We start from the raw sequence: 15,202 nt of genomic DNA on the forward strand, positions 1-15,202 counted from the left end.
TTCCTTCTCTATAGATTATTGGACATTTCCATAGTATTTTTTATATTTTTCGTTTTCGGAGCATGATAGTGTTGGACTAGATGAAGATCGGCCGAAAGGAGCCAACCTGTTATGACATCCCTTGTTATTTTTTACGATCCCGCCTTTCCTTATCACGGTGACCGCCTAAGCGAAGCAACCATTCAGAAGTTAGCAGAACGGGCCGAGCTTGTCGGGGCCGACGCGCTCGCTCAAGCGCTCGATCGGCTGGAGGGCGGATGTTTCGTCAATATGCACGCCCCATACTTCCCGAAGGACAGTTGGCGGCACATCGCCGGTTATGCGGAGCGCGGAGGCTCGCTGCTTTGCATCGGCGGCGCACCATTCCGTATTCCGGTATATCGCGAGGACGGGCAATGGAAGTGCGAAGTGGAGCAAGCCGCCTACCACCAGCTGTTCCATATCCATGAAGCGATGCCGGTCCAGGCCGACAAGTTCGATCGACTGGAGGCGGCGGCGGATCTTCCCGTATGCGCGCCTTATCTTAGCGGACTAACGCTCGAACCGACTTACAGCCTCGTGCTGCACGTGACCAAAGAAACCTCATTGCCTCATGAGATGGGCTCACTCGGCCCGATGAACGCCCAGATCCATCCGCTGGTCAAAGCCGTCTCCAAAGACGGCCGTGAAATCGGAGCTCCGGTCGTGCTTCTTGAAAATGTGCGCGGCGTTTATGCCGGAAGCCGATGGATGTTCGTCAATCAGCCGCTGCGGACGTCGTTCTGGGAAGCCGGAGGCGATGAAGCGATAAGGGCGTGGGCGGACTACTGCTCCCGCGGCGTTACGGAAATGTGGCTGAAGACCGGCTATGCCAGCTATGATCCGGGCGACCGGGCGAAATTGATATTTCAATGGCAGACGCTCGGACGTCATGCGGCCCAACGCAGCGAATCCGCCAACCAAGAATGGGCACTGCAGCTCGCCTTCGGCAAAGATTCGGGCGTGGAGCCGCTTTCCGAGTGGACACAAACGTACAGCTTGACCGCCTCCCCGAACCTGCAATCGATCACGATCAACGTGCCGCTCGAGCTGAGCGAAGGACAATATACGATGCGTGCCGACCTCGTCGCCAATACCGGGGAACGCAGAACATTACGCCAAGGCTTCTGGTGCCGGGATGAACGGATGCTGCAAGAAGGCGAGCCGCTGACGTGCGACCGCGATTATTTCCGCAAAAACGGCCGTCCGCTGCCGATCGTCGGTATGACGTACATGACCAGCGACGTGGCGCGCAACTTCGTCTTTTTGCCGAACGTCTCCGTATGGGACCGGGATATGGCCGCTATGAAAAAAGCGGGCATCAACTATATCCGCACCGGCATTTGGACCGGTTACCGGAATATTATGCTGCTGGACGGCCATCCTTCGGAGGAAGTGCTGCGGGCGATCGACGCTTTCGTGATGACGGCTAAGAAACACGACCTGGAGCTCACGTTTAACTTCTTTGCGTTCACGCCTGAGCTATGGGAAGGGCTGAATCCTTATCTCGATCCGCGGAGCGTCGAAGCGCAGAAGCGGTATATCGTATCGATCGTCTCGCGCCACCGGCATACGTCGAACATCCATTGGGATTTGATCAACGAACCGTCGATGTTTGACCCGAAGCAGATTTTCTCCAGAGGCCCGCGCAGCTCGCGCGACCCTTACGAACAAGCGGCATACCGGGAATGGCTGAAGCAGCGCCACGGCTCGATCCGGGTGCTTCAGGAACGCTGGGGGATTTCGCCGAACGCTCTTCCGGATTTCGAATCCGTTACGCCGCCGGAACCAAGCGATATTAACGCAGACATTCAGGATATGCACTCCGGCAAAAAAGGAACGCGCTGGCTGGATTACTCGCTGTTTTCCATGGACATGCTGAACCGCTGGGCGTGTGAGTTAAATGAAGCGATTCGCTCCGTTGCTCCGGGTCAGCTCATTACGATCGGACAAGACGAAGGCTTGAACGCACAGCGCCCCTCCCCGTTTTTCTACGAACAAGCGGCGGATTATACGACGAATCATTCCTGGTGGCTGCTGGACCAGCTCGTGTGGGACGGCATCTTCGCGAAAACGCCGTACAAGCCGAATATGATCCAGGAAACGGGCATTATGTATGTGGAAACCCCGGACGGAAGGGCTAAACGAAGCGAGGAAGAGCTGCGCAACATTTTGGAGCGCAAATACGCCTACTCGTTTTCTACCGGAAGCGCTGGCGCGGTTCAATGGTTGTGGAATACGAATTACTTCATGAACAATGTCAACGAATCGAATATCGGGGCGCTGCGTGCGGACGGCACGGAAAAACCGGAAGCGGACGTCTCCTACGACTTCGGCCGGTATATGGAGCAGATCCGCGATTTATTCATAGGGCGCCAATTGGAAGACATCGTGATGATCTTCCCTTATTCGAACGATTTATCGAACCGTTCCTTTGCCGTCGAAGCGACAAGCCGCGCAACGCGGGTGCTTGCCTACGACCTCAATGCTCCGTTCCGCGCGATGGGCGAGTATCAGCTGGAGGCGCTGAACGATCAGCCGGCCCGATTGATTATCGTGCCGAGTCCGCATAATTTCAGCGATACGGCGCTGCAGCAGCTGCTCGACCATGTCGCTGCCCATGAGACGACGCTTCTGTTTACCGGGCCGGCCGGGCTGGACGAATACTGGCACCCAAGCAGCCGTCTGGACGACTTGCTCGGAGCCCGCAAGCTCGGCAACGTGCGGCGCGAGGAACGATTCATGCTCGATGGCAAATCCGTCCCGCTCTCCTATGGAAGCCGCAAAATCGCCATTCTTGCGAAAGAAACGGTCCTGGAGCCGGCGGCGAAAACGGGTTCTGCGCTGCGTACCGTGAAACTCGGAAAAGGACGGCTTCTCTGGTGCGGCTTGCCGGTCGAGATGAACGACCGGCCCGAAGCGGTCGCCGACTTGTACCGGCATGCGATCCGGGAAGCAGGTGTCGCTCCCGAGCTGATCTGGAAACAAGGCGGCGAACTGCCAGGCATTTACGGCCGCAAGCTGAGCTTTAACGACGGCGAATTATTTATTTTCGTATCGGAATTCGCAGAAGACGCTGCCGTCCGAGTAACGAATCCCGCTACCGGCGTTACGTATTCGTTTACGCTGGAAAGCGAGCGCACCGTCATGTTTGCCGCCGATCGCAGCGGCAAGCTGCTGGCCGTATATCGTCCGCATGAGACGGACATCTTGGTCGATTCCTGAACGTATAGATAAGAGTAGTCACATAAGTCACAAAAAAAGTTGGGCGGAAAACCTTCGCGTTTTCCATCCAACTTTTTTGTTTTTGCAGGACAGCAGCGAGACGGATGCCTGCTGCTATCGGCATATAACGGGCCAGAGCCGCAATCCCGCACTAAGACGGCTTTGGCCTGCAATTATATTCGTTTTATATCGCTTCTTCGAATGAAACATTATTGGCCACTGATGTGCCCGTTCCCTGATCGTCTATGCCGTTGGAATTGTAGAGTGTTGCAGCAAACAGAAGCTGGTTGTTGTGAATGATGTTGTATTTCTCCTGCGGATACTGCACGCGTATACCGTTCACCGAGCCATAACGAATCTCGAATTCGGACGTAGCGTCCGGGGCAACTGTCCAAGCCGGCGCACACACAGCGGTTTTGGTCGCGCCGTCATACGACGTAATTTTTCTTTTTTGTCCCGCACCAGTCCCGCCGACCATGTAGATCGTCATACTGTTGTACTCACCGCTTGCCGCGGAAGCGTCGTCATCAAGCACGATCGTACCGCTTGTTCCGCCTTTCGCCTGTCCGGCGTGCTTGAACCGATTTTGAATCACGTTGTTCTGAATGGTGTTGAAGCTTGCGCCGGTTGTAATCATAATATTTGTGCTTGCCGACGACTCTCCGCATTCTTCTATCAAATTGTTGGCCACTATACAGTATTTGGAATTTTCAGTGAGCCGAATGCTGTTTGCTTTTACGTTATAGAGATGGTTATTCGTTATGTTGATCGAGCTTGCTTCTTCCAGCCAAATTCCGATACTGTTACAATTTTGAATGAGGTTCCCTTCCACGAGATAATTACTCGACAACCGGAGCCACAAGCTTCTGATGGCAGAGTCGGTAATTATGTTGCCTTTAATCACTACGTTTTGTGTCAACAAGCCATTGATATGGGATCTGGGACCAACAAGTGTGTTGCCGATAAAATGGACATATTCGACTGTTCCATTCGTACCGTTCATTGTAAAACCGCCGCCGGCATTGTTACGGAACATACAATTGGCGATGGTCACGCGGCGAACAGAAGTACCGCTATCCGGTTCAAGATCGACTCCATATTCAGGAGCTGTTCCGTTTGTATTGGCAAATGTACAGCTCTCGATCCGCACATCTTCGGCGCAGGTTACGCTGATCCCTTGTCTCCGGTTGTTGTCGCAGTACACATTCCGGAATGTGATGTTGCGAGCAGCGTTGCTTTTATCCAGATAGTATCCGACAACGGATGCATCTCCCCAACAATCCGCAATATACAAGTCCTGCACCAGTACCCGATCCGATCCGCCGATGCAAATGCCGTAACCCCATTCCCCCGTCGTCCCTTGATGTTCGTTCCGTTCCCCGATAATTTTGCCGCCGCCTTCGATCGTGACGTTCGATTTGCCAAAAATGTTGATGATCGTATATCTGGGCGTTGCAGACGGCTGCGCTTTCAAAGTCGCTTGCGGGCATATGACAATTTTCGTATTGTTTTTCGCCTGAATACCCGCGCTCAACTGGCCGATGCTTGTGGCGTCAGCCCGGATCATGTACGTTCCTTCCGGAATGTAAACCGTTCTGTTGCCGTCGCCGATGGCCGCATTGATCGCCGCCGTGTCGTCGGTCGCCCCATCTCCCGCAGCGCCAAACCATCTTACATTCACAAACGATTGATCGATAATCCGTTTAAACCGTGCGCCCGATGTCGAGACGAGAATCGTTCCCGTATTGTCGGGCGAAGAGGTATCTCCCGGTTCATACTGAAAAAATCCCTCCATACCGGCATCCGTTACATAATACGCAAAACCTTCCACCGGATCTGTTTCCGCTCTCAGTTCGCTTACTGACGTTGAAATGCACAAATCCGTTCTCGTCAGCTTCGATTTGAGTTTGTCATCGGGATAAACCGCTCCCAAAACAGATGGCTCCATTCCGTTCGTCGCGCCGGCAGAAGCTTTGAATAGAACGGCTGCCGCTCCTGTCGTGCCGATTGCAGCCAACAGTTTCCTTCTTGTCAAGTTTTGCATGCTGCAGTTCCTCCTTCATTTTTATGAATATTCGCGTGAGCCGTATCGTCGGAATAGGGACGATACGGCTACTAGCGAAGAAAGCAGCATTGTTCTGCGGGAACCGGTATGCCGTTGTTGCGCCTTCCTTGATGTTATTTCGCTTTTTCCGCTTCCAGCATTTTGTTGATCTCTTCCTCCGCTTTGCTTAATGCGGTATTGACGTCAATCGTGCCATTCTTGTATTCGTTGAAATATTTTGAGGCGATCCCTTCGGACTTCGACCGATACGGAGAAGCTTTCGGGTACGGCACCGGCTTGCTCTTGAAAATGCTCTCAATCCGTTTTCCTTTCAGGACGTTCAGATTTTTACCGAATTCGGCTTGGATCGCCGTATTCTTAAGCGGCGAGATGATTCCTTGACGTGCGATCTCCAGCTGCACTTCGTCGGAGGTGGCCACCTCGATGACCTGCAGCGCCTGCTCCTTGTATTTGCTCGATTGCGTAATCGCCATCATGTTGACACTGGCGTTGCCGTATGTGTTCGGCCGCTCCGGATAGCTCGGATATTGGGCGAGATCCCAGTTAAAGCCTTGCTTTGTCGGCTCCTCCAGCTGCGAGAACATGTTGGTGTACGCGATCATCGCCAAGTTTTTTTGTTTCAGGAAGTTATCGATCGGCGTTCCGTTCGACTCGTTGCCCGGGATCGTGAACATCGCTTTGACAAGCTCGAACACCTTCTTCCACTGTTCGTTGTTGACGGACGCTTTGCCGGTCGTGACATCGTCTGCCTGAATGCCGAGAGGCTGGTAAATCCAGGAGATACCGGCTCCCGGGTCAATGCCTCTGTACTGGGTGCCGCCCTCCATACGGGTCAGTTTTTTGGCAAGCTCGAGCGTCTGGTCCCAGGTTAGCCCGTCCTGTGGATACGGCACGCCAAACTTATCGAAAATATCCTTGTTATAGTAGAAGGCATGGAAATTTCGACTGTACGGAATGCCGTACAGCTCGCCGTTCGTCGAACTGACCTTGGCGTCCGTAATCATCTGCGGGTCGAAGCGATTCAGGTCGAATTGATGCGTTCGCAGCAGCGATGTCATATCGTATAAAATGCCTTTGTCCTGATACGTCGCCAATCGGCCGTTAAACGTAAAGACGATGTCGGGCGCACTGCCGGAAGCGATCTGATCGGTCAGCGTTGTTCCTGTGCCCGATTGAATGATGTTCAGCTTGATGTTCGGATGTTTCTTCTTCAATCCGTCCTGAATGGCAGCTTCCAGAGCGCTGTCCACAATAACCGCGTCTACGGCGGCGTTGAGCGTTACCGGCGCATCGCTCACTTTCGGCGGCCCCCCGGCCTCTCCTCCGTCCGCTGCCGGGCTGTCCGGTTCCTTCGTCTTGCCGCATCCTGCGGCCAAGACAGCGGCAAGCAGCATCAATGCGGCTCCGCTAACTAATCGATAATTTCGTTTCATGTCGATCCCCCCGTTGGAATGGTTCAAGCAATCGATTACGTATTACCGTCCGTGCCGCGCCCGTCGCCAATCATGTCCGCGAACTGAGCGTACGGCTACTCGCAGCGAATTTCCACAATCCGTGCATGGTCGAGCCCGTTTGTCTCGATCACCTCCCATCTCAAGCAGTCGACTTCGCCAAGCTGCACATCGAATTGCAGCTGCCGCTGGTAGTTGCCCCGCACACGGGCAACCTCTTCGAAACGGCCCCCGATGCCGGCCAGAACATTGAAGTTTTTTAACGTTTCCGGCTGCGGCCCCCACTCCATTCGGCTATGATGCCCGTCCGAGTGCGTCAAGGCGAGATGGCGATGAAGCCCGGTGTCCAGCACAACCGTGATGCGCGATACTTGAACCGGGCGTTCCCAGCGAAGCTCCAGCCACGGCGCCGTATCCGCCGGGTCGGACATCCAGCGGTGCGTCCCGGGCACGGCTAAGTCCGGTCTGACGCCCCGCCTGCCATGCACGGAGCGGGTATGTCTGTCCGCAACTTGGGACGCGGCGCCGCCTGTTTGCTCCGACGAGGCTACGATGGCCGCTTCTGCCGCAAGATTCCGGTCCTCCAGCAGCCTGCCGGGCAAGAAAGCCCCTTGCCGCAACAGTTGCTGCTGCGTATCCCGGACAAGCTCCGGGTCGCGCCAGGCTTCGTGCGGTTTGCCGCTTCGAACCGCGAAGGCGGCATACGTGCCCAGCCCTTCTCCCATCAAGGCGCATGTCGCCATGACCCGCGTGCTGGAGAAAGCGACGTGCGTCGCCGATATATTGCGCCCTGCGAACAATAGGTTGACGATATTGGCGCTGATGAGCGAGCGAAGCGGAATGCCGTACATATAGGGCGTGTACGGATGAATATTCGGCTTCTCGTCCGCCGCCTCGATACCGCCGGGATGATGGATGTCCATCGACCATCCCCCGTAAGCGATCGTGTCGTGGAAATCCACCGACTGCTCCAAATCGTGCTGGGTCAGTACATGCTGTCCGACGAACCGCCGCGATTCCCGCTTCCCGGGAAGGAAGCCGAACCAGTCCAACGCCCAGTTCGCCGATTCCGGATGATGTCCGCTGTTCTTGATATGGTCCCATACGCCGAGCATGATGGCCAAAAGCTCGTCGCGGATCTCCTCGTTGTCCTTGATCGTATCCCGCATTCCGCCGTATTCGACCCACCAATAGCCGTATTCCCATGTTGGATGCGAGCGGAACCGCAAATCTTCCTCGGAAAAAGTCCGCGCCCACTTCGGCGCGACGAACGGCATCGGGCGCCCCATGTCCCTGGAGGTGAACAGCAACGATGAACCAAGCCGGTACGCGTCCCGATCGTCCCTTGCAAACGATTCCCCGTATTCCGCGGACGACTCCCGCCCGGTCGTGTACCGCGCTCCCGCTTCGCTTCCGAGCCGGCCGTCCCCGGTGCAATCGGCGAACAGCTCCGCTTCGATCTCGAAGTAATGTTCCGTGCTTTCCCGATTGACGTAAGCCGCCGCGATCCGGTCGTCGTCCATACGGACCCCGACAACGCACGAATTGAGCATCAGCGTCAAATTCGGTTCCGCACGACACGTTTCGTATAAAATCAAATCGAGCATATTGGCGCAACGCTGCGGGTTGCGCACGGCGCATTCCAGCATCATTTCCTCGACGATGCCGCTTTCCCGCGACTCGGTCTCAAGCGCGGCACCCCGAACGGAAGCACCGCTCACGTTCATTCGCACTTCAGACGAGGCGTTGCCTCCAAGCACCGGGCGATCCTGACAAAGAACCGTGCGAATTCCGTTTCTGGCGGCAGCGACCGCTGCAGCTACTCCGGCCATCCCTCCTCCCGCCACGAACAGCTGTGTAGTTATTTTTTGCCTGTTTATTTGCTTGGTGCCCTTCACTTCAATCTCTCCTCTATCCTGAAATCCGACTATCTCATTCCGGTGAACGGAGCCGTATTGAAAAAAAATCGTTACTTTCGTTTCATCGCATATTCCGTTATCGTAAGTACATACTCACATTCAGGCGGTGATCGCGCATGGAAACGTATCGTCCCCGAGAACTTGCGGCTCGCATCGATTTTATTACAGTTTGGAACCATAAAAAGCGGTTTGAAAAAGACGAAGACACCGGCCCGCAATGGGTGCTGTTCGTCGTGGATGGCGGCAGTTTCCGGTTCGAGATCGGCGAGCTTACAGGAGTCGCGGAAAAAGGAGACCTTCTGCTCTGTCCGCCGGATATCGCTCTTAAGCGGGAAATGCTGCGCCCCGCCACTTTTCTCGTGCTGAACTTCTCCTGGTTCGCCGCCGGGGAGGAAATACGCACCGAAAACCGACTGTGCCCAAATCCGGTCGGCAAGCATCCGATCCGGGACAAACAGCGTTTCGCTTCCACTTACGGCTATCTCGCCATGCTTTCCCGGCGCCAGGACCCGCTCGGAGTCGGTCGCAGAAACTTTCTGCTTGCGGATCTGTGGGAACAATTCGACTGGGAATGGGAGGCGCATCTCCATGAAACGAGAGTGATTCCCGACGACCCGCTGATGGAAGAGGCGGAAGCCCATATTAAAGAAAACGCTTTCAAAACTGTCAGCCTCAGTCAGCTCTCGTCCGCGATGGGACTTAGCACCGTGCAGTTCAGCCGCCGTTTCCGCAGCATGTTCGGCGTCAATCCGAGCGAGTATTTAAGCGAGCTTCGGCTTGACCGGGCCCGGACACTGCTGCAGGAAACCGTGTGGACGATCGACAAAATCGCAGCCGCGTGCGGTTACAGCAACGGCTTTTATTTCAGCAGAGTGTTCTCGCAAAAGATGGGTATCACCCCTTCCGAATACCGCCGGGCGCACCGGATTTGATCGCTCCCGGCTTTGCCGCTTTCGTATTCTCTTGTCTTATTTTTCATGGTATCATTCCCGTTTGAATAGATACATACAGGAATCCATCAAGTTTTATATATTTTTCTTCATGCGGCTCGTCCATGCGTAAGAAAGTGAAAAACGGCTATGAGGCTGCATGTCCAGGGGGACGTCAACTGCAACGAACAAGCCCTGCCAGGCGGCATTTCGCGCTTGCAGGGCTTGTGCTTGTGCTTGTCCACTAGCGGACGTTTCAGTTGGCGTTCGTCTTACGGGCAATGATCGGAACTCCCTAACATCTTACATATTTGCGCTTGAACCCGATCTGCCCTTTATCTACAGCTTTTTGGATATTAACAGAAGCGTTCAGCAGCTTGCTTTTTTTCTTATCCTTGTTCACTTCAATCGGCCCTACCGCCATTGCGGTTTCGACTGCCTTGTCATGAAGCTGCTGGTACGATACCGCCACCGTGTAAATGAAATTGTTCATAGCGTATTTTGTTCGTTCCGGTGCATCGTGAATCGTTTTTTGGACAAGATCCAACATGTTCGCGAGCTTGCTATCGTCAAACTCGCCGTCCAGCCGATTGCCCAGCAGCCAGCAGTAGCAGCTCCAGCCTCCCGACATTCTCAGCTCCTCGCCGCTTGCGATCCATTTGTCGGAAACGTCTTGGGCAATGTCTGATTCTGCCAAAGTGACTGCCACTACATAATCGGACAGCATATAAAAATAAGCCGTGTCCATCCAGCGGTCATAATCCGCTTCGGTCATCGCTTTGGGATCGGCAATGATTCCGGCAAAGTACATCGCGTCATAGTTGCCCGTGCTGTATAACTGTTCAGCCAAAGGCTGATTGATTTTGATTTTCTTGGCGATCGGTTTCATCTCGCCCGTAGCTACGCCGAAAAGCGGTTCGTGCGCGCCGTTGGACATATAGATTTTTTTCGTTCGTTCCTTGCCGAGTGCCTCCAGCTCCTGCATCACCATTTCCAGGTTCATTGATTAACCTTCCTTCCTTTTGGCCGAATGGATACCCTGTATCGTAACGCCCGACTCGTAAGAATAGTGTACCACATTGCCTCCACGATCCGGGAGAAGCTCATTTTTGGAAAGAACGGTTTTAGTCAAGGTTGGATTAGGCTTTGGACCTCGGGGCTGATATAATGGCGGTGTAGCAGATCGATCCTCAATCGGGATCATCCAAGGAGGTTTTGGCACGTGTTTTGCATCGCATTCATTCGCATATGGAGATGACAGGTACAGACCAAGTATACCCTTTCCTTTACTTTTTGAACGAAAGGATCGGGCTTATTTGAACTGTGCCTTTTTCATTCACCAAACCGAATGAATGGGGTGTTTTTGGTGTCCAATTTTTCCGCTCAACACTTGCTTGTTCATCAACCGCTTATCCGCCAGATGATCGATCTGGCGAAACTGACTCGAAGTGATACCGTCCTGGAGATTGGCGCGGGACGCGGAGCGATTACTTTCCCTCTGGCGGCGAAAGCGGCCAGTGTACTGGCCGTTGAGAATGATCCGCTGTACGCAGATCATCTGTCGAGCAAGCTGAACGATTATCCGAATGTCCGAATCAAACAAATGGATTTTTTGCAAATGGCGCTCCCGAAAGAACCGTTTTGCGTTGTCGCCAATATTCCTTACTCCATCACTACTCCGATCGTTGCCAAGTTGCTCGGCGAGCCGAAGACGGTCAAGCTAAAGCGGGCCGTGCTTCTCATGGAGAAAGGAGCGGCCAAACGGTTCACGGCGTCTCCGATTGCCAACCCGCGTATTCTCGCCTGGAGAATGTGGTACGAGATCCGGCTTGTACGAACCGTATCGCCCAACCACTTTTCCCCGCCGCCTCGCGTGGATTCCGCCGTTGTAACCATCAGCAGAATTATCGAGCCGATCGTACCTCCGCACCACCAGGAACGGTTTCTCGCCTTGGCCGCTTATAGTCTTCGTTATCCGGCGTTACCGTTGGACGAATCTCTGGCCGGCGTGTTCACTCCTCCGCAATTGACGCGATTGACGAGAGCGTTGAACATCGACCGGAGCCGGCCGGTCTGTTGCTTGTGTGAGCAACAGTGGGGGGAGCTCTTTCTCGCGATGCTGCAGCACGTCCCGCCGCATCGATGGCCCAAGCTGCGGAAGCAGCGGTCCCGCAAAAGTAGATAAGTAAAACCGTCCGGAAACGTCCGGACGGTTCTTTGCGTGCAAACCGACACGTTGGTGCGTAGGAGAGAATGGGCCCCTTCGCTCCACCGCTATTGGATAAGGTTTGGGGGAACAACTCGGCTTCCGATGCGGCCCCTGAGCTTCTTTTCTTTGAGAGTCGTACGTATCTCGTATTACGTATTCCGTATTACGTATTCCGTCTCGCCGAAAGCCGAATACGTTCGTCTCTATAACAAAATAAGAGGCTCTGTGCACCCGTTATTTATGGCAAATGAGGACGGTCGAGACGAATAGAGGCGGTTTGCACCCCTTATTTCAGCCAGCAGACGGGGAGTGTACCCTTTTCGCGGAAAATAGCAGCTCCAAACCGCTCCTATATCCCCATCCGAGCGGGTTTTGCTCAAAATAACGGGTACAAACCGAGTACAAACTGCTCTTATTGGTTCCCCCCGTTACAAGCAGGGCAGAAGTCCAAACGGCCGCTTATCCTTTCATCCGACCGGCTGCATCACCTGCAAAAATTTCCCCATCCGCTCCAGCGCCTTCTCCAAATCGTCGAGCGAGGTGGCGTAAGAGCAGCGGACAAAGCCTTCACCGCCCGTTCCGAATACATGTCCCGGCACGACCGCCACCTTCGCTTCCTCCAGCAGCCGAAGAGCGAATTGCTCGGATGACATCCCGGTAGACGTTATGGAGGGAAACGCGTAAAAAGCTCCCTCAGGCTCGTGACAGGTCAGCCCGATTGCATTCAATCCGGCTACAAACAGCTTGCGGCGCGTATTATAGCTCGCCATCATCTCATCTTTGGCGGCCAGTCCGTGACGGAGCGATTCCAGGGCGGCGATCTGGGCCAGAGTAGGCGCGCACATGGCCGTGTACTGGTGGATTTTCAGCATACCGGCGATCAACTCGCGCGGGCCGCAAGCGTAACCGATCCGCCAGCCTGTCATCGCGAACGCTTTGGAGAACCCGCTGATGACAATCGTACGCTCCTTCATACCCGGCAAAGCGGCGATGCTGACATGTTTTTTCCCGAAAGTCAGTTCGGCGTACACTTCATCCGAAATGACAACCAGATTATGTTGAATGATGAGCTTTACGATCGGGAGCCAGTCCTGCTCGGTCATCACGGTTCCGGTCGGATTGCACGGATAATTGATCATCAGCACTTTGGATCGAGGCGTGATCGCCGCTTGCAGCCCTTGCGGAGTCAGCTTGAACTGTTCCTCTGCCGAAGCCGCCACCTCCACGATCGTGCCGCCATGCAGATGAGTGATCGGTTCATAGGCAATGTAGCTTGGCGCCGGAATCAGCACCTCATCACCCGGGTCGATCACGGCCCGCAATGCCAGGTCGACGGCTTCGCTGCTCCCCATCGTCACGATGATTTCCTGCACCGGGTCGTAAGAAATGGCGAAGCTGCCAGCCAAATAAGCCGAAATCTCCTCCCGCAGCTCCATCAAGCCGGCATTCGAGGTATACTTCGTCTGCCCTTCGCGCAATGCCCGGATGCACGCTTCACGAACCTGCTCCGGCGTAACGAAATCCGGCTCGCCGACTCCAAGGGAGATCGTATCCCCGCCTGCTGTATTGAGATCAAAAAAAGCGCGAATTCCCGACGGCCGAATATCCCGGACGCGCGAGGATAAAAAACGGCCTGTGCTTTTCTCGCTTAACATGCTGAACCCTCCCCTATTCCTGTTCCCGCTCCCTAAAGGCTTCTTCATAACCTTGCCGTCACTGCAGCGCGTTACTTAACGTTATGTCGGAGAAATCTCCGCGCCTGTTCGCCGATGATACGAATTCCCCGTTCGATCTGTTCGTCCGTTACCCGCGAAAAACCTAACCGCAATGTGTTCGTCCCTTCGCCTTCCCGGATAAAAAACTTGTCTCCCGGCGTGAAAATAACACCCTGTTCCGTGCAGGCTTCCAGCAGCTGGCGTGTATCTACGTGCAGAGGGAAGGTAAGAAACAGATGCAGGCCCCCGTCGCCGGACCGCTGCGCTTCGGGAAGATGAGCTGCGCAGCATGACTTCGTCAGCTCGTATTTGCGTTTATATTCCATACGTGCTTTTTTCACATATTTATCGAAATTCCCATTGAGCAAATATTGAAATAAGATCGATTGATCGATGGTTGAGGTATGAATGGTGCGCGCGCGCTTCATACTCTCCAGATGGTCGATCAGCGCCCGGTCTCCAAGCACCCAGCCGACTCGCAAGCCAGGGAACAGCACCTTGGAGAAGCTGCCGATATAGACGACTCCGTTCCCTCGCCCTGCTGTCGCCAGCAACGGCGCAACATGCGCTCCCGAGTAACGCAGCTCCTCGTTGAATCCGTCCTCGATGACCGGAATCCGGTAACGCGTTAATACTTTCATAACGGCGATGCGCTTCTCAGGCGACATGACAATGCCTGTCGGATTATGATAAGAAGGAGTCAAATAAGCCAGGTCGAAGCGGGTTGACTTTTGCAATACCGCTTCCAGCTGTTCGACATCGATACCGTCGCGCTCCATCGGAATGCCGGTAATCTCAAACCCGTGCAGCTTCAAATTTTTGATCGCCGTATGATGAGTCGGATTTTCACAAATGGCCGCCCCTCTGCGCCCCGTAGGACGAAGCGCCGACAGCGCCAAGTCAAAACCTTCGGTAAACCCGCTTGTGATCAGCATATCCTTGCCGCTACTATCGACGCCCTTATTCTCCATATAACGCATCAGATATTCGATCAAGGGCTTGTAGCCCTTGGCGTACCCGTAATTGAGCAGCACCTGTCCTTCGATGGCCATCCGGTCCATAAAAGCCCGCTTGACATCTCCCAGATCGAACAGCTGCTCATCCGGAGCGATGCTTGTAAACGAGATCGTTCCTTTTCCTGCGCGAATGCCCATCTTCATCAGATCCAGCTCAACGGCCGATACTGCATACTCGTTCATTTTAGCTTTCCAGTCGATCCGCCAGACGGCGGACTCGTCAGCTCTTCCTTGATCCGGGGCCGGCGAGCCTCCCATTGCGGCCACATAACTGCCTTTGCCGGGAATCGCATACGTAAATCCGTCATCCTCCAAACCTTCATAGGCCGCAATGACCGTATTGCGGCTCACCTTGAGCAGAACGCCCATTTCCCGTGTGGAGGGCAGCTTCTGACCGGACTGGAGCGATCCTTTTATGATTAAACGTTTGACGTATTCTTTCACTTGGATCGCCGCGGGACGGCCGCCGACGAGCTTGAAATCCTGGAACATCCTTTATCGCCCTCCCACTATAATGATGGCACAGAAAACGGAAGAAACATAGAACCACCCTGCTGGATTTTTCATCCTTCGGTGGTTCCTCCGCCTGTTATCTCTTGTACCACTCTGCCATCCATACCCCGTTATCACCCATCTCGTGAAAAATTTGGCGGAA

9 protein-coding genes are annotated in these 15,202 nt (G+C 54.4%); 3 read left to right on the forward strand and 6 right to left on the reverse strand.

The genetic code is table 11. The features are described 5' to 3' along the window. Positions 1 to 111: 111 nt before the first annotated feature. Positions 112 to 3,243, forward strand: a complete 3,132-nt coding sequence (locus tag AC3Y2E_RS29945) for a beta-galactosidase (protein ID WP_379216978.1) — start codon at positions 112 to 114, stop codon at positions 3,241 to 3,243. A 184-nt stretch (positions 3,244 to 3,427) separates the two neighbouring features. Here AC3Y2E_RS29945 and AC3Y2E_RS29950 read toward each other — a convergent pair whose 3' ends face one another. The 3 genes from AC3Y2E_RS29950 to AC3Y2E_RS29960 all read right to left on the reverse strand — a co-directional run bounded on the left by AC3Y2E_RS29950 (position 3,428) and on the right by AC3Y2E_RS29960 (position 8,657). Then, a complete protein-coding gene (locus tag AC3Y2E_RS29950) occupies positions 3,428 to 5,287 on the reverse strand; it encodes a right-handed parallel beta-helix repeat-containing protein (RefSeq protein WP_379216979.1) in 1,860 nt (619 codons plus the stop codon). Between the two features lie 134 nt (positions 5,288 to 5,421). After that, positions 5,422 to 6,741, reverse strand: coding sequence for an ABC transporter substrate-binding protein (locus tag AC3Y2E_RS29955; RefSeq protein ID WP_379216980.1), 1,320 nt, complete (start codon positions 6,739 to 6,741; stop codon positions 5,422 to 5,424). A 95-nt stretch (positions 6,742 to 6,836) separates the two neighbouring features. Further along, the gene (locus AC3Y2E_RS29960; RefSeq protein WP_379216981.1) at positions 6,837 to 8,657 is read right to left on the reverse strand and encodes an FAD-dependent oxidoreductase; all 1,821 of its coding nucleotides are present in this window, start codon (positions 8,655 to 8,657) and stop codon (positions 6,837 to 6,839) included. 137 nt (positions 8,658 to 8,794) lie between these two features. On the opposite strand from AC3Y2E_RS29960, the gene AC3Y2E_RS29965 reads away from it, so the two are divergent. Continuing rightward, the gene (locus AC3Y2E_RS29965; protein WP_379216982.1) at positions 8,795 to 9,610 is read left to right on the forward strand and encodes a helix-turn-helix domain-containing protein; all 816 of its coding nucleotides are present in this window, start codon (positions 8,795 to 8,797) and stop codon (positions 9,608 to 9,610) included. 292 nt (positions 9,611 to 9,902) lie between these two features. Here AC3Y2E_RS29965 and AC3Y2E_RS29970 read toward each other — a convergent pair whose 3' ends face one another. Further along, positions 9,903 to 10,610 carry a DNA alkylation repair protein gene (locus AC3Y2E_RS29970; protein WP_379216983.1) on the reverse strand — a complete coding sequence of 236 codons (708 nt, stop codon included), beginning with the start codon at positions 10,608 to 10,610 and terminating at the stop codon, positions 9,903 to 9,905. 363 nt (positions 10,611 to 10,973) lie between these two features. On the opposite strand from AC3Y2E_RS29970, the gene erm reads away from it, so the two are divergent. Beyond that, positions 10,974 to 11,792 carry a 23S ribosomal RNA methyltransferase Erm gene (erm, locus tag AC3Y2E_RS29975; RefSeq protein ID WP_379216984.1) on the forward strand — a complete coding sequence of 273 codons (819 nt, stop codon included), beginning with the start codon at positions 10,974 to 10,976 and terminating at the stop codon, positions 11,790 to 11,792. Between the two features lie 491 nt (positions 11,793 to 12,283). Here the strand turns inward: erm and AC3Y2E_RS29980 are convergent, their stop codons facing one another. Beyond that, on the reverse strand, positions 12,284 to 13,471 hold the full coding sequence (locus AC3Y2E_RS29980; RefSeq protein WP_379216985.1) for an aminotransferase class I/II-fold pyridoxal phosphate-dependent enzyme: 1,188 nt from the start codon (positions 13,469 to 13,471) through the stop codon (positions 12,284 to 12,286). A gap of 71 nt (positions 13,472 to 13,542) precedes the next feature. Next, positions 13,543 to 15,039 (reverse strand): aminotransferase-like domain-containing protein, encoded by a 1,497-nt coding sequence (locus AC3Y2E_RS29985; protein WP_379216986.1) that lies wholly within the window; start codon positions 15,037 to 15,039, stop codon positions 13,543 to 13,545. Between the last annotated feature and the right edge of the window lie 163 nt (positions 15,040 to 15,202).

The sequence above is a fragment of the Paenibacillus sp. MAH-35 genome (assembly GCF_058135425.1).